The following is a 19,853-nucleotide window of genomic DNA, read 5'->3' on the forward strand; positions in this document are numbered from 1 at the left end:
TTACAATAACAGCAAAATTCTAAATAATCATATGTCAAAAATAGCTACGTTAGAAATCGACGGTAATAAATATGAGTTTCCAATCATAGAAGGAACAGAGAACGAATTAGGAATTGATATTAAGACACTTAGAGGGGTAACTGGCGGGGTTACTACAATAGATCCTGGTTATAAAAACACAGGTAGTTGTCAAAGTGCGATCACTTTTCTTGATGGAGAAAAAGGAATCCTGAGATATTGTGGATATTCTATTGAAGAACTAGCAGAGAAAGCAGACTTTCTCGAGGTTTGTTATTTGTTGATTTTTGGAGAATTACCAACAGCAGAACAATTAGAAAAATTTGATAAGGATATTAAAGAAGAATCTCAGGTAGATGAGGATATGAAGAAAATCTTAGATGGTTTTCCTAAAAGTGCTCACCCGATGGGGGTATTATCTTCTTTAACAAGTGCATTGATTGCTTTTAATCCTGCATCTGTAGATGTAGATTCTGAAGAAGAAATGTATGGTGCTATTGTTAAAATATTAGCGAAATTCCCTGTGCTAGCAGCATGGACAATGAGAAAAAGAAAAAGCCTTCCACTTGATTATGGAGACAATTCTCTTGGTTATGTAGAGAACCTGCACAAAATGATGTTTGCAAAGCCTAATCAGACCTATAAGGCAAATAAAATTGTAAATGATGCACTTGATAAACTATTAATTCTTCATGCTGATCATGAGCAAAATTGCTCTACCTCTACAGTAAGAATAGTTGGTTCTTCGCATGCTGGATTATTTGCGTCATTGTCTGCAGGAATATCTGCATTATGGGGTCCTTTACATGGTGGAGCAAATCAAGCCGTAATAGAAATGCTTGAAGCTATAAAAGAAGATGGAGGCGATACAGCTAAGTATATAAATAAAGCTAAAGATAAGAATGATCCTTTCCGTTTAATGGGATTTGGTCATAGAGTATATAAGAATTTTGACCCCAGAGCAAAAATCATCAAGAAATCTGCCGAAGAAGTATTGGGAGATCTTGGGATAGAAGATCCGGTACTTGATATAGCAAAGGGATTGGCAGAGGTTGCATTAAAGGATGAGTATTTTGTACAAAGAAAATTATATCCTAATGTAGATTTTTATTCAGGTATTATATATAGAGCTTTGGGGATTCCTACAGAAATGTTTACAGTAATGTTTGCATTAGGAAGATTACCAGGTTGGATTGCTCAATGGAGAGAGATGCGTCTTCGCAAAGAACCAATAGGTAGACCAAGACAAATATATATCGGCGAAAATTATAGAGCGTTTAAGTCTATAGCAGACCGCTAAGATATCACAATAAATATGCAAAGGCGTTGAAAGTTTTCAACGCCTTTTTTTATTGAATCTTTAAAATACGAGCTTTAATCAAACTGATTTTAGAGTTTTGATAAAAAACAGGTTATTTTTTTAAAGAAATCCTTATGTTAAAAATGTCACTTTCATATATTTGCGTAACTACTCAAACTAACGTTTAAAACTTATTTTTTTGAACTTAAATATACAGAACGAAACATCAAGACTTAGAGCGGTTGTATTAGGAACGGCTACTAGTAATGGTCCGGTTCCAAAACTAGAAGAGGCATATGATCCTAAGTCTATAGAGCATATTAAAGCGGGTACATACCCTAAAGAAAACGATATGGTTGCAGAGATGGATGCCGTAGCCAAAGTTTTTAAAAAATACGATGTAAAAGTATATCGACCAGAAATTATACAGGAGTATAATCAGATTTTTGCAAGAGACATTGCCTTGGTTATAGAAGATAAATTTATAAAGGCAAATATACTACCAGATCGTGAAAAAGAAATCAAGGCAATTCAGCATGTAATTGATGAGATAGACTCTGATAAAGTATATAAGGCTCCTTCTGATGATATTCATTTTGAAGGAGGGGATATTATGATTCATAATGATCATATTTTTATAGGTACCTATAAAGGTGAAGATTATCCCGATTGTATTGTAGCTCGAACTAACATGAAGGGAGTAGCATATATTAAGTCACTATTTCCAAACAAAACAGTAAAGGAGTTTGATCTTAATAAATCTATGAAAGATCCAAGGGATAACGCTTTGCATTTGGATTGTTGTTTTCAACCAGTAGGAAAGGATAAAGCAATTATTCATAAAGAAGGCTTTAGAGATCCCTTAGATTATGAATACTTGGTTGATTTTTTTGGAAAAGAAAACCTATTCCATATTGATAAAAATGAAATGTATCATATGAATTCTAACATCTTCTCTATTGCAGAAGATGTGGTGATTTCAGAAAGAAATTTTACTCGATTAAATGCGTGGCTTCGAAGCTTTAATATTACTGTCGAAGAAGTACCTTATGCAGAAATTGCAAAACAAGAAGGTTTATTGCGTTGTTCAACAATGCCATTAATACGAGATTAGATCATGAAATGAGCCAAATTGATTCGGTCAAAACCAACCGGTACGATTATTGGCGAATTCCATCTGTCGGATAATAAAAAATAAAATAAACAGATGAAACAGGTAACAGATACTATTGTAATGATTCGTCCGGTGAAATTTAGGATGAATGAAGAAACGGCAGTTAATAATTACTACCAAGAAGATGCAGGCATTATAGATGCTAACACAAAAGCACAACATGAATTTGATGAATTTGTTATCGTATTGAAGAGTGTTGGAGTCAATGTTATTGTAATCGATGATAATCCAGAAAATGATACTCCGGATTCTATTTTTCCAAATAATTGGATTTCTTTTCATGAGAATGGAGATATAGGGTTGTATCCTATGTTTGCTGTTAATCGTCGCAGAGAACGTAGACCTGAAGTTTTAAACCGTATTGAGTCCTCTGGGTTTAAGATAAAGAATGTTATAGATTATACCGAAGCAGAAGATGAAGGAGTATTTCTTGAAGGCACAGGTAGTCTTGTTTTAGATCGTGTACATAGAAAAGCATATTGTGCGCTTTCTCCCCGTGCTGATGAAGAACTGTTAATCGAATTTTGTGAAGATTTTGAGTATACTCCGGTAATATTTACAGCCTATCAGACTGTAGACGAAGATAGACTTCCTATTTATCATACTAATGTAATGATGGGCGTGGGTGAAACGTTTGCCGTTGTATGTCTCGATTGCATAGACGATAAAAAAGAACGAAAAAACCTGGTTAGTCATTTAAAGAATGATGGTAAAGAGATTATTGCAATTTCTGAGGATCAAGTAAACCAGTTTGCTGGTAATATGTTGCAAGTTGCAGGTTCAGAAGATAAGCGCTATCTTGTAATGTCATCGGCAGCATTTAATAGTTTAACCAAAGATCAAATAACCAAGATAGAAAAGCATTGTGATATTTCACATAGTGATCTTAATATAATAGAAACATTGGGTGGTGGTAGTGCAAGATGCATGATGGCAGAAGTGTTTCTTCCTAAGGAATAAAATAGATATGCTTTCAAAGAAAACAAAATACGGGCTTAAAGCGCTTACTTATATTGCCAGAAAAAGGTGTGATCATCCTGTTCAGATATCTGAGATAGCACAAAACGAAAACATATCCCAAAAATTCTTAGAAAGTATATTATTAACCTTAAGAAAAAATGGTTTTTTAGGATCAAAAAAAGGAAAAGGAGGAGGGTATTATCTCATAAAAGAACCTAAAGATATTGTTATGGCTTCGATAATTAGAGTTTTAGAAGGGCCTATAGCGATGTTGCCTTGTGTTAGTCTTAATTTTTATGAAAAATGCGATGATTGCCCAGATGAAGAACGTTGTGCAGTACATAGCCTAATGATTGAAGTAAGGGATAGTACTTTAAAAGTGTTGGAAAACAAAACTTTGGCAGACTTTACAGATTGATTATTGTTTCCTTTTTCTTTTGTATATATAAGGACCTTTAATCTTTCCCCATATTTGTTTTCCCTTTTTGTTGTAACCCTTATTCCAAATAGATATTTTATCACTACTAACTACAAAATTACTAGAAATATACTCGATATGACCTGTAGTGCTAGAGCAAGATTTTTTCTTGGTTTTTCCTGAATATATTGTTGATGTATTTTTTTCGAAGTACACTTGGCAGCCCTCTCTTATCTCTAAACTATCTAAGGTTAATTGGTTAAAAACATGTTTATCCTTTTGTCCAATTTTATAGTCTTTGGCATTACGTATACTATAGCTTGTATTTTTAAAAATAAAAGAATCTAATCTTTCATAATTTAATATTCTTTGACTATAAATGTAGTTTTTCTCTTTTGCATCAGATACTTCAGAGTATAACCAATACCCGGGTTTATCTTTCCAGATTTCGATATTTGTCAAATTAAGATGGGCAAATCCCGCATCATTTTTAGCTTGTTCTTCATTAGAGAATTCTCCGGCTAATAACGATACCAAGTCGTGTAATTCGGGATCTGTTACATCCTTAGAGTTGCAACTAAAAAGTAAGGGTAGTATAAAAACAATGCATAAAAATTGCTTCATCTAGAGGTTTTATTAAATATACGAAAAAATGAAAAAATAAGCAATTTATCGATAAAACTAAACGTTTTGTCCTAGTAAAATTAATTTTTTGAGGCAATTCTTCGAATCATCCCTCCAAAAATAAAGTAGTGAAAAGGGACCATAAGATACCAATACATTCTCCCCGAAATCCCTTTTGGTCTAAAAGTAGCGGTTTGGTGTAGAACATTTTTCTCATCAATATCAAACTCTAACCAAGCTTCACCGGGAACTTTCATTTCTGCAAAAAGTAATAAACGTTTGTTGCTTTTGTCTGCGACTAATACCCTCCAAAAATCTAATGCGTCGCCAGAGAAAATTTTATCGGGATGAGTTCTTCCTCGTCTAAGACCTACTCCTCCAAAAAATTTATCCAAATACCCTCTTATTTTCCACATCCAATCTCCATAATACCATCCTGTTTTACCTCCGATGGCCCAAATGCGATCCATTACTTTTTCGGGATTTGTAACTTTTATTTTTTTCTTATCTGTAAGACAACCACGTTTTGGTACGGTTACATAACGTTGAATATCCTTTTTGAATCGTCCGCTGATCATCGAATCTTTCCAGCTTGAAACCACTTGATTTTGCTCGATTTTAATAAATGCCAATTCTAAAGCTTTAGTATAAGACATAGGTGAAAACCTTAGTATTTCTTGTAATCGAGTGTCATTTGCAATTACAGGAATCTTCATACTATCTACCAGATTTAAAGCTAGTTTGTATGATGTTGAGGTAACAAAATAGAGCCAGTATGAAGATAATTTTGGGGTCATTACCGGAACCGTAATGATGAATGTTTTGATTCCCCTAACTTTTGCATATAATTTAAGCATTTGCTTGTATGTCAAAATATCAGGTCCACTAATATCAAAGGATTCATTATAACAGTCGATAGTACCCAAAACTCCGGTCATGAAGCTTAATACATCTCTAATCGCAATAGGTTGCGTTTTGGTATTTACCCATTTTGGAGTGATCATTAAAGGTAGTTTTTCACATAAATCGCGAATAATTTCGAATGAAGAACTCCCAGATCCAACAATAATTCCTGATCTTAATACGGTAAGGTTATAATTTCCTTTATATAGGGTTTCTTCAACATTTTTTCTTGACCACAAATGTTTCGACAAGTTTTTTTCATTTACAATACCACTTAGATAAATAACCTGTTTAATGTTCGTGTTTTCTACATATGTATTGAAGTTTTTGGCAGATACTTCTTCTTTTTCATCAAAATCATGTGTAGAAGAACTCATTGAATGAATAAGGTAATAAGCTGCATTGATATTTTTTGGGAGCTTATTTGGGTTTGGTTTTTCAAGAAAATCAATCTCTATGATATCAACTTTATGTCTCAATTCTAAATCAATAGAAAGTCGATTCTTATCTCTAACACAGCAAATAACTTCATGACCAGCTTCTATTAGTAAAGGTAATAACCGTAGTCCTATATATCCATTGGCTCCAGTAAGAAGAATACGCATGTTTTTAGGTATAAGTTACAAAGAAATTAATTGTCTTTAAACACATCTATTGCAGGTAATGCATTTAAATCAAAATCAAAAAGGCATTGATTTTCCCAGGATGATCCTTTAGTAGAGGTGTTTTGGTTACCGCTGAAGGCAACCCAGTCTGGTGCCCAATAGCAAAAACCAAGACCGTGATCATTAGGGATGTTTTTAATAATGTGTACGATCCAGGCTAAGTATTCTTTTTGCCCAGTAGGTGTAGCCGGAAATCGAGATAGAATCTGATCACTTTGCCCTATAAAATTAGTTTGATTGTCATTCCAATTTAAAGTGAAGGGATATGATATTTCGGCAAGAAAAATATCTTTATCAAAAGTAGTGGCAAGATCATTAATACTATTTTGGAAATCTGTCAAGTTTTTGCCATGAAATTGTGGATAATAGGAGAGTCCTATAATGTCATAATTACCATTGTTTTCTTCAAATTTGTTGAAAAACAACTTGGCATTAGAAAAACCTGCTATATGGATCATCGTTTTTATAGTACTATCTACTTCTTTTATTGCTCGATACCCTTGATTTGAAAGCTCGACATAAAAAGGCCAATTATCTACAAATTCATCCCATACTTTACCATAGTTCCATAAAAAACCCGAATTGGTTTCGTTTCCAATCTGAACAATATCTGGTGGTGTCCCCTGGTCTTTTAATTCTTGAATTACCTTTTTCGTATAGGTATAAACAGCAGTTTTGATTTCTTGATTAGTCATCGTATTCCAGGATGCAGGAGGCTTTTGATTAGCCGGATCTGCCCAGGTATCAGAATAATGAATGTCTAGCAAAAAATCGGCACCTTTTGATTTAATCTTTAGAGCATAACTCTTTACTTTTTCTAAAGAATTTAAATCGTTCTCTGGGGTATGCCATAAACGTAAACGGATAAGATTGGTTCCATTAGAGGTTACATAGTCTAATAGATTGACTGGATTTCTGTTTTGATCACGATACTCCAGGGTATAGGATTCTAGTTCTGATTGAAAAGATAAGTCCATTCCGGTATACAATATTTTGCTCTCTACAGAATCCGGAATTGCCTCTTCATTTTTATCATCTTCAGAACACCCGATAATCATTAGAACCAACAAGAATAATAGTGTTTTTTTTATCATAAGTCTTCAATATTTGTAGGTTGATTATCTGCTTTATACGCCAGTACTTTTTTTATAAATGCGTGTATTGCTTTATCACTTTTTGAAGCTCTAAATTTTATAAAATAATGATCTTTATGTATTGAATATTCTTCAGCTTTTCCTTTATAAAGATTTAATTTATAAAACGGAATAATTAAAAGATAGGTTTCTAATCGTACTCCAAAACCAACCAAAATCCCTTGTGGGCGTAGTTCTATATTACAGGTTTTAATGCTGCTGTCTAGTATTAGTAAATTATGTATTTCTATACTGCTAGTTGTAATATGAAGTTTGGGTGATCCAATACCTCCTAGTTTTATGCGCTCTAACAGAGTAAAAGGAGGACCAACTTCATTATTGATTCTCCGAATTAACTCGGGATCCTTATAGGAGTTATTGACTAGCATTCTTTTTTATACCAAGATAACGAAATCATACCAAAACGCGTAGTGAGACACTATTATTTCTATTATCTTTGCAGCTTAATTAAGTGAAACGTATCCCGCTGTAGAGCGGGATCTTATTTTAATGATCTTTTATTTATAAAGTATGAGTTTACAACATACCATTTCAGAAAATGTAAAAACGGCAATACACAAGTTGTATAATGCTACTCTGGAATCTGTAGAATTACAAGCTACACGTAAGGAGTTTGAGGGGGATATAACTGTGGTGATTTTTCCTATGCTTCGTGTGGTTAAGGGAAACCCGGTTCAAATAGGCGAAGCTGTTGGTAAACTTCTTGTGGATACAGTAGAAGAAATTAAAAGTTATAATGTTGTTAAGGGGTTTTTAAATCTTGTAATTTCAGATTCCTACTATCTTGATTTTTTTGCAAATATAAAAGATGATGATCATTTTGGATTTGGGACTCCGGTAGAAGGTGATAAGGCAGTTATGGTAGAATATTCTTCCCCCAATACAAACAAGCCATTACATCTTGGACATATTAGAAATATTCTTTTAGGATATGCCGTTGCTGAGATTATTAAAGCAAGTGGTAAAAAAGTATATAAAACCCAGATTATTAACGATAGGGGGATACACATTTGTAAAAGTATGCTTGCCTGGAAAATGTTTGGAAAAGGGGAAACTCCAGAATCAACAGGCCTTAAAGGAGATAAACTGGTAGGGAACTATTATGTAAAATTTGATCAGATCTATAAAGATCAGATTGCAGAATTAGAAACTCAGGGAAAATCTAAAGAAGAGGCGAAAAAAGAAGCTCCAATTTTGATTGAAGCCCAGGAAATGCTTCGAAAATGGGAAACGGGAGATCCAGAAGTTGTGAAACTCTGGAAAATGATGAATGAATGGGTATATGCAGGTTTTGATCAAACATATAAAACGGTTGGAGTAGATTTTGATAGCTATTATTATGAAAGTAATACCTATCTGCTGGGTAAAGATAATATCGAGGAAGGTCTGGCAAAAGGAGTCTTCTTTAAAAAAGAAGACGGATCCGTTTGGTGCGATTTAACCGATGAAGGGCTTGATGAAAAATTAGTATTACGTAGTGATGGGACTTCGGTATACATGACACAAGATATTGGTACCGCTATACAACGTGTTAAAGATAACCCCGACGTTGGCGGAATGATCTATACCGTAGGTAACGAACAGGATTATCATTTTAAAGTATTGTTTCTGATTTTAAAGAAACTAGGATACGACTGGGCTAAGAATTTACACCACCTAAGTTACGGAATGGTAGATTTGCCAAGCGGAAAGATGAAGAGTAGAGAGGGTACCGTAGTTGACGCCGATGACCTGATTGTAGAAATGGTTAAAACTGCGAGTGAAATATCTAAGGAACTCGGTAAACTAGATGGATATACAGAAGAAGAAAGAACAGATATATACGATACCATTGGTCTAGGTGCACTAAAATATTTTATTCTAAAAGTAGATCCTAAAAAACGTATTCTTTTTAATCCAGAAGAATCTGTCGATTTTCAGGGTAATACAGGGCCGTTTATTCAATATACCTATGCTAGGGTTCAGGCAATTCTTCGTAAAGCAGAAGATTTTGAGTATACCAAAACGATTAATGATATTGCTTTGCATCCAAAAGAAAAAGAACTTATTAAACAACTCGAACTGTATCCAGAAATTATACAGAATGCAGCAAAAGACCTTAGTCCGGCTATAATTGCAAATTACACCTATGATCTAGTAAAAAGTTATAATTCTTTCTTTCAGAATGTATCTATATTTGGAGCAGATTCTGATCAAGAAAAACTGTTTAGAGTACAACTTTCAAAGTCGGTAGGAAATACAATTAAATCGGCATTTAAACTTTTAGGGATTAATGTCCCTAATAGAATGTAGTAAAAACCAGTAATTTACTTGGAAAATTCGATAATTATTGGTATTTATTGCAACACAACGAATTTTTAATCATTTTATCCGAAGAGAAGAGGAAAAAATAGGGGCTGACTGTTATTAAAGTAACCAGTTTTATATTTTAGTACTATGAAGCATCAAATAAGTAGAGCAACCGATATTGATTTACCATTAATGCAACGTTTATTTTATCAAACGGTAACGACCTATGGTGCCATGTTATTTACTAAATCCGAAATCAAAATATATTCTCGATTAGCTACTAATAAATTGTATTGGCAAAAAAAGTTTAAAAAAGACTTTATTTATAATGCAAAGCTTAATGGAGAAATTGTAGGTTCATTCTCTATGGATACATTTGGTAATATAGAGTATGTTTTTGTACATCAGAATTATCAAGGACATGGTATCGCTAAAGATTTGTATAAAACTATAGAAGAAGTAGCAAAACAATCCAACATTCAAACCCTTACGACTCAAATCAATATGCTTACGAAACCTTTTTTTGAGAGAAATGGATTTAAGATTATCAAAAATGAAGTAGAGGTTGTTGGCGGTGAAAAAATTGTAAGCTACAGCGGAGTTAAACACCTTTAAAAGTTAATCCTTATTACTGCATTGGGCGTAAATCCCAGGCCAAACTCTTTAATTTCTTCTACATTATCTTCAGGAGTTATTTTGTAGTAATTATTAACAATATTTTCCTGACTTAATATATTCCATATAGAAACTCCTGCCAGGCCCTTAATTTTATTGTTGATTTTAAAGTTATAGGTAGCGGAAGCATCCCATCGAATATAATCGTTTAGTGTACCTCGATTTGGATCTTGATAATTGATATTGCCATTTTCTATTTCATTACCAGCAATAGGCAGTGTAGTTGGTTTGCCACTATGCCAGTTTATACCACTAGAGAATTTAAAATTTTCTAAAGTATACGTAAGGGCAAAATTAATATTATGTGTGATGTCGATATTATTCGGAAAATCAATCTCGAAGAGTCTATTAAAAGTATAGTCATTTTTGGCATATGAGTAGCTAAACCAAGTGCTGAAGTTTTTAAACCTTTTGTTTATCAAAAAATCGACTCCTCTAACAGTATAACTACCATGGTCTTGTATAAATTCGAATTGGTTTTGAAACCCCTGGCTTTGACTTATAATGCCATCCACATTTTTATAATATATATCAGTGCTGATTAACCAATTATTGTGGTTGTAACTTAGCCCTAAAGAAATTTGTTTACTTTTAAGTATTGGAATGTTTTCATCATTAGAGAGTATCCATTTTCTGTTTTCCACTCCTAAAAAATCATTTTGTGATTCGATAATTTGACTAGTCACCTGGCTTTTTAATTCACCAAGAGCTTCAACAGTAAAATGGTTGTAAAACCTATGATTAAAACTAATACGGGGTTCGAGAAAATAATCATTAAATTTATCAAAATGATTAAGACGAGCACCTAAGTTAAGATGGGTGTTATTATCTTTTGATTTATATTCAACCTCAGAAAAAAGACTATTGGTACGAATAACCTCTTTGGTAAAATCCCTAAAAGTGGGATTGCTAACATCTCTTAGATTAGATATTCCGGTTTCATTAAATTGATATCCGGTTTTTAAATTAAAACTAGTACTTAGCTTAAGTAAGTTATTTAATTTAAAGCCACCTTCCTTTACCTCATTGTCTTGTAATAAACGTTGGTTGTTTAGGATGTCAGAATTAATCGCTTCTAGATTGTAGTTTGTGCCGTAAATAAGTAATTCACTTTTAAAAATTTCATTCCAATTTCTTTGATACGAGATGCTTCCGGCACTATTGTTTTGTTTTATACTACTTTCTCTGGCTATATTTATTTGATTGATTAACGTGTTTTCTTCAAAAATGAGATCATTTCTTATGAGTAAAGCGTTTACTTTGAGTAAATCTTTAGAGCTTAATTGGTATAGCCACCGTAGACTTGTGTCATAAAACGAAAATTCATCCTCTGTATTAAAAACATTTTCGGCCGTGTTTATCACTTCAGAATCCTGAAAAACCTTATCGAAAAATTGTGTATATGTTGGGGTTTCTACTAATTCACTTATTGATTTTCGCACAGATAGCTGCAAAGACGATTTCTTGCCTAACGGAGTATCAATATAAGCATCTGCACTTATCATATTGATGCCTAAACTGGCATCCAGGTTTTGATTAATTTCATTTGTTGTATTCATGGCTATAACGCTAGAAATACCATCTCCATAACTAGCACTAGTCCCATTTTTGATGAGCTGAACATTTTTTGTTAGATATGGATTAAATGCCGAGATAAGACCAAAAAAATGACCAGATTGATACATCTTAATTCCATCCCAGAGAATAAGATTTTGATCATTAGTCCCCCCTCTTACGTTAATATCGGAAACCGTTTCCTCTACACTTAGTATACCCGGTAAGGCTTGTATAGTTTGTAATAAATCAGGTTCTATAAGCCCTGGTAGTATACCAAAATCAGTATAGTCAATAATAACTGATCCATCTGATTTCTTATCAATCCCTTTGACTAAATAATCATTAAGTATTACTTCGGTCAAGTATTGAACTTCTGGGGTAAGGTAAATTGTAGTACAGGGTGTGTTTAAAAGATCTTTAGCAGAAATCACCAGGGTTTTGTAGCCTATAAAATTAATTTTTATAAGCTCTTCAGGATTTTCAACAGTAAATCTAAATTCTCCATTTTCATTGCTAATTGTGGCACCAGCCTTGTTTTGTACTGTTGCGTTTGCCAATTCTTTGTTGTCCGTAATGGATTTTAAAACTCCACACACTTCATTTTTTTTGTTTTTACGACTAATGGCAATATTCTTATCATCTAAAAAAGTGTAGTCAAGTGGGGTACTGCGTTTTAAATATTCAATAGTTTTTTTAAGCGTAAATGTGTCCGAAGGTTTTTCAATTTGTATTCCCTCGATATCATCATCTACATAGGAAAAGCTACAATTAAATTTTTCCTGGGTCTGGTTTAATATTGAAAAAAGTGATAAAGAATCCTGATCTGACTGTGAATAGGTCTGATATGAAGCAAAAAAAAACGTAATAAGTAAAGCTGTGATTTTGGTTTTGATCACTCTTTATACAGGGTTATGTTGTTGTCATTCATCTTATATTTCAAACGCATCGGTATGGTTATAGATTGTAATGCAGTTTGAATATTTGAATGTACAAAATTACCTGTAAAAAGTTTATCTTGATCTATGTTTTTTGCAATAATGGTTACATTATATTGCCTTTCTAATTCTTTAAGAATATAGCGGTATGGTGTGCTCGAAAAAGTACTTCGGCCCTTAATCCAATCCGGTTCAACAAGAGTTGTTGTAGTAGTATGGATTTTATTGTCTATCACTTTAAATGCCTTGCCTCCCGGAAGCTTAACGTTGCTTTTATTATAGGTAACACTTACTAGGCCCTCATAACACGTAACCTCAAAGTAATTGTCTCTTTGTTTTACATTAAATTCTGTGCCTAATACACTAATACTACCAGATGAAGTGTATATGTCAAATTTTTTCCCTTTGGCAACCTTAAAATAGGCCTCACCATCCAGTTTGATTTTACGATTATTTTCCCAGTCTTTTTCTTGGTATTTAATTGTAGAAAGCGCATTAATCTTAACTATAGTATGATCAGGAAGTTCAACAGAGTTTTTCTCACTTGCTATCGTATTAACAGAGGTGTCAGTAGTATAAAAAAATGTAAAATAGGTGCCAATGCCTAAAACAAATAGAGCAGCTATTTTTAATAATATAGTCGATATTTTTTGGGATTTGGTGTTACTTTTGCGATTTGATAACGTAGCATTTAAATTCTGTAAATTTTGGTCAACATCATATTCCGGAGATTTAAATCTTTTTGCCGTTTCAGATATTTTAGCATACGAACCATAGGCGTCTAAGTTCTTAAACGCCTCTGATTCTGTATGAGTGAGTTGTTCATTGTCCAACCACTTTTTTATGAGATCTTTCTTTTTCATAACAAGATTTCTATATATATAACAATCTTCCTTTAAAAATTCCTACCCTATCTATTTGACGTTTAATCGTTTTATATACCATCAATATCTTTTCTTAGCTTTTCTAATGCTCCATAAATTCTTTTTTCAACGGCTTTTCTAGAGATTCCCAAATAATCTGCAATTTCTTTGTGTTTTTTCCCTTCAACTCGATTAAGAAGAAATGCTACACGTTGTGCTTCAGTAAGGTTGGAAAGTGCTTTTTGGTATTTTAGTAGATATTCTTTTTCTTGTAAAATAAATTCAGGATTTTCGTTAGTTCTATCCTTGTGATCTACTTGTTGATATTTTAGCTTTACCTTATTGTGTTTTATTTGATTTAGTGATAAATTATTGGCAACGGTGAATAGAAAACTTTTTGCCTTTTGAAGTGGAGTTTTCTTACAGTTGTCCCATAGTTTTATAAACGCCTCTTGTACTTTGTCTTTTGCATCTATATGTTCTCCATATTTATAATATATGAAGTCATGTAGTTCTTTTGAATGTTTCTGAAAAAGTACTGTGAATATGTTTTCTTCACAAACATTGTCAAATAAGTCTTTAGGCATTATTAATATTTTTGTTAAAATTAAAAAAAATAGCATTGATACGTAGGAATTTATGGAAGTATGTTGTTATACCTTAAATTAGAGTGTTTGAAACAAATGATTAGAAAATGAAGAATTGGAATTTATATTTTTTTGTAAGTATTATGATTTTATTGGCATCCTGCCAGGAAGAAGAAAGAGAATTCATAGATCCTAACGTAGATAATACAGTTCCTAGGAATTCGCAGCTAGCGAGTCTGATGAAGAATGTAGTAACACATGACGGTTCATTTGATGATATTGTGGATAGAGGGAATTGTTTTAGTATTAATCTTCCCTATACTATCTTATTAAATGGAGATGAGTTCGTAATTAATGACGTAGTTGATTATCAAGGTTTTTTGAATACAGATGTTATAGAAATTTCATTCCCCGTTACAATCACTCAATCTGATCATGTAGAAAAAATTGTAGAAAACAACGCCGAACTAGAGGTTTTTAGGGGTCTTTGTAAAACAGAGGACGATGATATAGAATGTATAGATTTTGTGTACCCCATGTCTATCTCAACCTTTGATAGTAATTCAAATCAATTAAATACCATAGAAATAGGTCATGATTCTCAGATGTTTAATTTTATGTCTAATGTTAGAGATAATATTTCTGTAAGTATTAATTACCCTATAAATTTAGTACTTCATAATGGAGAAAATGTGGGCGCTCAACATAATAGTGAGTTGTTAAGTAAAATCTTAGATGCAGCACCCGAATGTGATGAAAACGATGGTTAATGATTGTAAATCAATAGAATAGGCTACCTGTTTGGTGGCTTTTTTTGTTTAACTTATTGTGTAAATTGTTAAACAAAAAGTTAAAATAATGCTAAAATCATTTTTGAGGGTTCGAGTTTTGTTTGATGAGTTGTTTAATCATCAAACAATAAATTTAGAAACCATGCAAATGAAACATTTTTTTAAAATCGTATTTCTTACCATTTTTATAGTAACTACGTATTCGTGTAGTGATGATGATGATACAACTTTTCCTCCGACGGATGTAGATACTATTGCAGCTTTTGTGGCAGCCAACCCCGATTATAGTTCTCTTTTAGCGGCTCTAGAAAGAGCAGATTTAGTTACAACACTATCCGGTCAGGGAAGTTTTACTGTTTTTGCACCAGATAATGATGCATTCACTGAGTTTTTAGATGGGGCAGCTTTAACAGATGTACCTGTAGAAGATTTAAGAAAAGTATTATTGAACCATGTATTGGGGGTAGAAGTGACATCAAGTCAAATTACAACGGGATATCAAACCAATCTCGCCGAAGTAAGTTCTTATATAGAAAAGTCTGGAAGTGACGTAACAATTAACGGAGGTGTCATGGTTACTACAGCAGATATCGATCGATCTAATGGCGTGATTCATGCTGTTGATAAGGTTATTGCTATACCGACATTATTAGATTTTGTAACAACAGATCCAAGTTTATCTTCTTTGGCATCAACAGCTTCAGTGAACAGTGCCGCTGTGATTAGTGCTTTAGGAAATGAAGAGGGCGATTTAACATTATTAGCTCCAGATAATGATGCGTTTACAGCTTTAGGTGATATCTCAGGAGTGCCTGCCGTTGCAGTAGAACAGATTTTGTTAAATCATGCAATATCAGGAGGCCTTCTTTCTTCTGCATTATCGACTTCTTACGCTAGTACATTAGCATCTTATGGCACACCTTCAGACGGTATTAATTTAAGTATTTATATCAATACTGCAGATGGAGTTGTTTTTAACGGTGGATCTACGGTAACTACTGCAGATATTGTTGCAGGTAATGGAGTACTTCATATCGTAGATGCTGTGATTACGCTACCCGATGTAACGACTTTTGCTACGGCAGATCCAACTTTTTCTACTTTAGCCACTGCTTTAGGAGATGCTAATTTGGTTCTAGCCTTACAGGCCGCTAACGGAACAGGAACACCAGAGGCACCATTTACAGTCTTTGCGCCGACTAATGATGCTTTTGCAGCCCTTGCATCTGTACCAACTGGCCAGGCGTTGGTGGATGTGTTGACATATCACGTAATTCAGATGAATAATGTACGATCTTCAGATTTAGCTAGTGTAGCAGGTGCTGTTGGAACCGTTAACGGAAGTAATGTAACGATATCGGCAGATCCTGCAACTGTAACCGGAGGCGGAAATACAAGTGCAAGCAACATTATTGTTGCCGATGTGCAAGCTGCCAATGGTGTAATCCATGTTTTAGATCAGGTGTTATTACCAGCACCTTAATTAATATCCTTTAAGAATTTAAGGCTGTTCAATAACTGTTCCTTCTATGGGCAGCCTTAGATTTCTTACACACACATCTTAACATACTAACTTTAAAATTTATAACCATGAAAACACTAATCAAAAGATTAATGGTACCCTTCTTGTGCCTAATTTTAACCCACCTATTTGTAGCTTGTCAAAGTGATGATAGCTTTGAAGCCCAACCAGAACAGGAGCTAATCGAATTTGAAGAATCTAAGATCATCGGTTTTGATGCCATCGAAGAAATGACCCAAAATATAATTGAAGGAGAACTAGCCGTAGAAGAAGACAAAGTTTCTGTAGCCAAGAGTAAAACATTTGGTATTAGCAGAGAGAAAAGAGTGTATGATTTCTCAGCAACGGTAAACAGCGGAGCCGGAACAGGGGCAGTAATAGCCGGAGAATTAAAACTCAATTTTACACTTTATCATGCTAGTTTTACCATTGTTCGTGGTAATTTAACACTACCAGATGGTACTAAAGCAAGAGCGCGGGGTGCTATAGTAAGTGATGGTAAAGTATATTTGATCATAAACCCACCAGGTAGAGATTTAATATTTGGTATTGGTAGAGTAGGTGATAATGGAGATTTAGAAGGAAGCTTCAGATTGTTTACGTCTGGTGGTTTAGGCAGAGGAGCTTGGAATGCAGCACTAACCGAGGTTACTTTCCCCGATAAAACAATAGTCGAGCTAGCTGTAGAAGATGGTAGATTTACTTCTTTAGTAGGAGCACTACAAGCTGCAGAACTGGTAGATGCACTATCCGGAGATGGGCCGTTTACTGTGTTTGCTCCCACAGATGAAGCTTTCGCTGCTCTAGATGAAGTGCCTAGTGGTGATGCACTTAGAGATATTCTATTATACCATGTAGCCAGTGGTCGATTAAATACTTCGGCATTACTTGCTCAGGAATTTATTACTACATTACAGGGTGAAGATGTAAAAGTAAGCCTTAATAGCGATAATGAGATCGTGATTAATGATACCGTAAAATTACTTTCTGCTAACATTGGTGGATCCAATGGAATAATCCAGGTCATAGATGTAGTATTAATACCACCATCATTTCAACCCTTACAATCCATAGTAGAGATAGCGGTAAACACTCCAGAACTATCTACTCTTGTTGGAGCATTGCAGGCAGCAGATTTAGTTGATGCACTTAGCGGCGATGGACCTTTCACAGTTTTCGCACCAACTAATGCTGCCTTCGATGCTTTGGATGCTATCCCAAGTGGAGATGTGTTAAAAGAAGTATTACTATATCACGTAGCTTCAGGTAAATTTACTGCAGAAGATCTGTTAGAAAAGCAAACCGTTACCACCTTACAAGGAGACGAGGTAACTATTGAAGTAGATAGCGATGGAAATGTAGTACTTAACGGAAACATAAAAGTAGCACTAGCCGATGTCGAAGCTTCTAATGGTATCGTGCATGTGATCGAAGGAGTTTTATTACCTCCGGCAGATTTGCAAAGTATAGTAGAGATTGCGGTAAATACCCCAGAACTATCTACTCTTGTTGGAGCATTGCAGGCAGCAGATTTGGTAGATGCACTTAGTGGCGATGGCCCTTTTACAGTTTTTGCCCCCACCAATGCTGCCTTCGATGCTTTAGATGCAATCCCAAGTGGAGATGCATTAAAAGAAGTATTGCTATATCATGTAGCTTCGGGTAAATTTGATGCAGAAGATTTGCTAACCAAAGAAACGGTGACTACACTGCAAGGTGAACAAGTAACTATCGAAATGTTTGATGGCGAAGTAATTCTAAACGAAAGTATAAGAGTGGCACTAGCCAATGTAGAAGCTTCTAATGGTATTGTGCATGTGATTGAAGGGGTATTAATTCCACCATCTTTGCTACATTAGAAAGTAATTTTTAGTGTTGATGAGTAGCAACTGAAAAGGGTTAAATTTGGATTCTTTTCAGTTGCTTTTTTTATAATAACGTCAAATCATAAGCGTATCTATTAATTCTGTAATTCCATCCTTCATTTATACATTTCAAATCCTTAAATTTGCACTTGTCTATCAAAAAAAGATAGCATTTTCAAAATAGAAGAAAATATATGTTTGATAATTTAAGTGATAAGTTAGATAAGGCCTTACATATTTTAAAAGGGCATGGTCAGATTACCGAAATAAATGTTGCCGAAACACTTAAGGAAGTACGAAGAGCATTAGTAGATGCCGATGTTAACTATAAAATAGCGAAAGAATTTACTGCAACAGTAAAAGAAAAAGCATTAGGTCAGAATGTATTAAAGAGCCTTAAGCCTGGTCAGTTAATGGTAAAACTGGTTAAGGATGAGTTAACAGAATTAATGGGTGGCGAAGTAGCCGGAGTTAATTTAGCGGGAAATCCTTCGGTTATCTTAATGTCGGGCCTGCAAGGTTCTGGTAAAACAACTTTCTCTGGTAAGCTGGCTAATTTTCTTGCTACAAAAAAAACAAAGAAGCCGCTACTTGTAGCATGTGATGTATATAGACCAGCAGCAATTGATCAGTTGCACGTAGTTGGTGAGCAGATCAATATCGAAGTGTTTAGTGATAGAGGTAATGATGATCCTGTTGCTATTGCCAAAGCCGGTGTTGCCCATGCTAAAGCTAATGGATTTAATGTGGTAATTATTGATACCGCAGGTCGTTTGGCTGTTGATGAGGTAATGATGACCGAGATTGCTAATATCCATAAAGCCGTTACTCCCGATGAAACCTTGTTTGTAGTAGACTCTATGACAGGTCAGGATGCTGTAAATACTGCAAAAGCATTTAATGATGTGCTTAATTTTGATGGAGTAATTCTTACAAAATTAGATGGTGATACCAGGGGTGGAGCCGCAATATCTATTAAATCTGTTGTTAATAAACCGATTAAGTTTATTGGTACCGGTGAAAAAATGGAAGCCATTGATGTATTCTACCCTTCTCGTATGGCAGATCGTATTTTGGGAATGGGAGATGTTGTTTCTCTTGTTGAAAGAGCCCAAGAGCAATTTGATGAAGAGGAAGCCAGAAAACTTCAGAAAAAAATAGCCAAAAATCAATTCGGATTTGATGATTTCCTGAAACAAATTCAGCAGATTAAGAAGATGGGTAACATGAAAGACCTTGTCGGAATGATCCCTGGAGCAGGAAAAATGATGAAGAATATGGATATCGATGATGATGCCTTCAAACATATTGAAGCCATAATACATTCTATGACTCCGGCAGAGAGATCAAAGCCACAAATTATTAATGCCAGTAGAAAGAAGCGTATAGGTAAAGGTTCGGGAACATCTATCCAACAAGTGAATCAATTGCTTAAACAATTCGATCAAATGAGTAAAATGATGAAGATGATGCAAGGTGGTGGTGGCAAGAGAATGATGCAAATGATGGGTAAAATGCGATAGCAAACACATAAATTTTTAAACTTTTATAAA

The 19,853-nt window shown here is 34.2% G+C and carries 17 protein-coding genes; 10 read left to right on the plus strand and 7 right to left on the minus strand.

Going from position 1 to position 19,853, the window contains the following annotated elements:
* The first annotated feature begins 31 nt into the window (after window positions 1-31).
* The 4 genes from ABW637_RS17500 to ABW637_RS17515 all read left to right on the plus strand — a co-directional run bounded on the left by ABW637_RS17500 (window position 32) and on the right by ABW637_RS17515 (window position 3,870).
* On the plus strand, window positions 32-1,318 hold the full coding sequence (locus ABW637_RS17500; RefSeq protein WP_367586015.1) for a citrate synthase: 1,287 nt from the start codon (window positions 32-34) through the stop codon (window positions 1,316-1,318).
* Between the two features lie 199 nt (window positions 1,319-1,517).
* The gene (locus ABW637_RS17505; protein ID WP_367586016.1) at window positions 1,518-2,432 is read left to right on the plus strand and encodes a dimethylarginine dimethylaminohydrolase family protein; all 915 of its coding nucleotides are present in this window, start codon (window positions 1,518-1,520) and stop codon (window positions 2,430-2,432) included.
* A gap of 93 nt (window positions 2,433-2,525) precedes the next feature.
* On the plus strand, window positions 2,526-3,452 hold the full coding sequence (gene ctlX, locus ABW637_RS17510) for a citrulline utilization hydrolase CtlX (RefSeq protein ID WP_367586017.1): 927 nt from the start codon (window positions 2,526-2,528) through the stop codon (window positions 3,450-3,452).
* A 7-nt stretch (window positions 3,453-3,459) separates the two neighbouring features.
* Window positions 3,460-3,870 (plus strand): RrF2 family transcriptional regulator, encoded by a 411-nt coding sequence (locus ABW637_RS17515; RefSeq protein ID WP_367586018.1) that lies wholly within the window; start codon window positions 3,460-3,462, stop codon window positions 3,868-3,870.
* Here the strand turns inward: ABW637_RS17515 and ABW637_RS17520 are convergent, their stop codons facing one another.
* From ABW637_RS17520 to ABW637_RS17535, 4 genes are all read right to left on the minus strand, one after another.
* Entirely contained in the window at window positions 3,871-4,494 is a 624-nt protein-coding gene (locus tag ABW637_RS17520; protein WP_367586019.1) for a chromophore lyase CpcT/CpeT, read from the minus strand.
* An 80-nt stretch (window positions 4,495-4,574) separates the two neighbouring features.
* Window positions 4,575-6,002, minus strand: coding sequence for an SDR family oxidoreductase (locus tag ABW637_RS17525; RefSeq protein WP_367586020.1), 1,428 nt, complete (start codon window positions 6,000-6,002; stop codon window positions 4,575-4,577).
* Between the two features lie 26 nt (window positions 6,003-6,028).
* On the minus strand, window positions 6,029-7,156 hold the full coding sequence (locus ABW637_RS17530; RefSeq protein ID WP_367586021.1) for a glycoside hydrolase family 53 protein: 1,128 nt from the start codon (window positions 7,154-7,156) through the stop codon (window positions 6,029-6,031).
* Window positions 7,153-7,584: a hypothetical protein gene (locus ABW637_RS17535; RefSeq protein WP_367586022.1), complete on the minus strand. Its 432-nt coding sequence runs from the start codon at window positions 7,582-7,584 to the stop codon at window positions 7,153-7,155. Before ABW637_RS17535 ends, ABW637_RS17530 begins: the two co-directional genes overlap by 4 nt.
* A gap of 142 nt (window positions 7,585-7,726) precedes the next feature.
* Between ABW637_RS17535 and argS the strand changes: the two genes are divergently transcribed.
* Window positions 7,727-9,508, plus strand: a complete 1,782-nt coding sequence (gene argS, locus ABW637_RS17540; RefSeq protein ID WP_367586023.1) for an arginine--tRNA ligase — start codon at window positions 7,727-7,729, stop codon at window positions 9,506-9,508.
* Window positions 9,509-9,652: 144 nt separating this feature from the next.
* The gene (locus tag ABW637_RS17545) at window positions 9,653-10,120 is read left to right on the plus strand and encodes a GNAT family N-acetyltransferase (protein ID WP_367586024.1); all 468 of its coding nucleotides are present in this window, start codon (window positions 9,653-9,655) and stop codon (window positions 10,118-10,120) included.
* Here ABW637_RS17545 and ABW637_RS17550 read toward each other — a convergent pair.
* The 3 genes from ABW637_RS17550 to ABW637_RS17560 all read right to left on the minus strand — a co-directional run bounded on the left by ABW637_RS17550 (window position 10,117) and on the right by ABW637_RS17560 (window position 14,122).
* Entirely contained in the window at window positions 10,117-12,633 is a 2,517-nt protein-coding gene (locus ABW637_RS17550) for a TonB-dependent receptor plug domain-containing protein (protein ID WP_367586025.1), read from the minus strand. The genes ABW637_RS17545 and ABW637_RS17550 overlap by 4 nt on opposite strands.
* A complete protein-coding gene (locus ABW637_RS17555) occupies window positions 12,630-13,535 on the minus strand; it encodes a FecR family protein (RefSeq protein WP_367586026.1) in 906 nt (301 codons plus the stop codon). Before ABW637_RS17555 ends, ABW637_RS17550 begins: the two co-directional genes overlap by 4 nt.
* A 71-nt stretch (window positions 13,536-13,606) precedes the next feature.
* On the minus strand, window positions 13,607-14,122 hold the full coding sequence (locus ABW637_RS17560; protein ID WP_367586027.1) for an RNA polymerase sigma factor: 516 nt from the start codon (window positions 14,120-14,122) through the stop codon (window positions 13,607-13,609).
* A gap of 107 nt (window positions 14,123-14,229) precedes the next feature.
* Here ABW637_RS17560 and ABW637_RS17565 point away from each other — a divergent pair, with 107 nt between their 5' ends.
* The 4 genes from ABW637_RS17565 (at window position 14,230) to ffh (ending at window position 19,823) form a co-directional block, all read left to right on the plus strand.
* Window positions 14,230-14,892: a hypothetical protein gene (locus ABW637_RS17565; RefSeq protein ID WP_367586028.1), complete on the plus strand. Its 663-nt coding sequence runs from the start codon at window positions 14,230-14,232 to the stop codon at window positions 14,890-14,892.
* Between the two features lie 169 nt (window positions 14,893-15,061).
* Window positions 15,062-16,396, plus strand: a complete 1,335-nt coding sequence (locus ABW637_RS17570; RefSeq protein WP_367586029.1) for a fasciclin domain-containing protein — start codon at window positions 15,062-15,064, stop codon at window positions 16,394-16,396.
* 107 nt (window positions 16,397-16,503) lie between these two features.
* On the plus strand, window positions 16,504-18,294 hold the full coding sequence (locus ABW637_RS17575) for a fasciclin domain-containing protein (RefSeq protein ID WP_367586030.1): 1,791 nt from the start codon (window positions 16,504-16,506) through the stop codon (window positions 18,292-18,294).
* A 200-nt stretch (window positions 18,295-18,494) separates the two neighbouring features.
* Entirely contained in the window at window positions 18,495-19,823 is a 1,329-nt protein-coding gene (gene ffh, locus ABW637_RS17580) for a signal recognition particle protein (protein ID WP_367586031.1), read from the plus strand.
* The last annotated feature ends 30 nt before the right edge of the window (window positions 19,824-19,853 follow it).

This window comes from Aquimarina penaris (assembly GCF_040786285.1).
GTDB lineage: Bacteria > Bacteroidota > Bacteroidia > Flavobacteriales > Flavobacteriaceae > Aquimarina.

Coding starts and splice junctions, on each gene's coding strand:
- ABW637_RS17500 (WP_367586015.1), top strand. CDS start 32: ATGTCAAAAATAGCTACGTTAGAAATCGACGGTAATAAATATGAGTTT.
- ctlX (WP_367586017.1), top strand. CDS start 2,526: ATGAAACAGGTAACAGATACTATTGTAATGATTCGTCCGGTGAAATTT.
- ABW637_RS17515 (WP_367586018.1), top strand. CDS start 3,460: ATGCTTTCAAAGAAAACAAAATACGGGCTTAAAGCGCTTACTTATATT.
- ABW637_RS17520 (WP_367586019.1), bottom strand. CDS start 4,494: ATGAAGCAATTTTTATGCATTGTTTTTATACTACCCTTACTTTTTAGT.
- ABW637_RS17525 (WP_367586020.1), bottom strand. CDS start 6,002: ATGCGTATTCTTCTTACTGGAGCCAATGGATATATAGGACTACGGTTA.
- ABW637_RS17530 (WP_367586021.1), bottom strand. CDS start 7,156: ATGATAAAAAAAACACTATTATTCTTGTTGGTTCTAATGATTATCGGG.
- ABW637_RS17535 (WP_367586022.1), bottom strand. CDS start 7,584: ATGCTAGTCAATAACTCCTATAAGGATCCCGAGTTAATTCGGAGAATC.
- argS (WP_367586023.1), top strand. CDS start 7,727: ATGAGTTTACAACATACCATTTCAGAAAATGTAAAAACGGCAATACAC.
- ABW637_RS17545 (WP_367586024.1), top strand. CDS start 9,653: ATGAAGCATCAAATAAGTAGAGCAACCGATATTGATTTACCATTAATG.
- ABW637_RS17555 (WP_367586026.1), bottom strand. CDS start 13,535: ATGAAAAAGAAAGATCTCATAAAAAAGTGGTTGGACAATGAACAACTC.
- ABW637_RS17560 (WP_367586027.1), bottom strand. CDS start 14,122: ATGCCTAAAGACTTATTTGACAATGTTTGTGAAGAAAACATATTCACA.
- ABW637_RS17565 (WP_367586028.1), top strand. CDS start 14,230: ATGAAGAATTGGAATTTATATTTTTTTGTAAGTATTATGATTTTATTG.
- ABW637_RS17570 (WP_367586029.1), top strand. CDS start 15,062: ATGAAACATTTTTTTAAAATCGTATTTCTTACCATTTTTATAGTAACT.
- ABW637_RS17575 (WP_367586030.1), top strand. CDS start 16,504: ATGAAAACACTAATCAAAAGATTAATGGTACCCTTCTTGTGCCTAATT.
- ffh (WP_367586031.1), top strand. CDS start 18,495: ATGTTTGATAATTTAAGTGATAAGTTAGATAAGGCCTTACATATTTTA.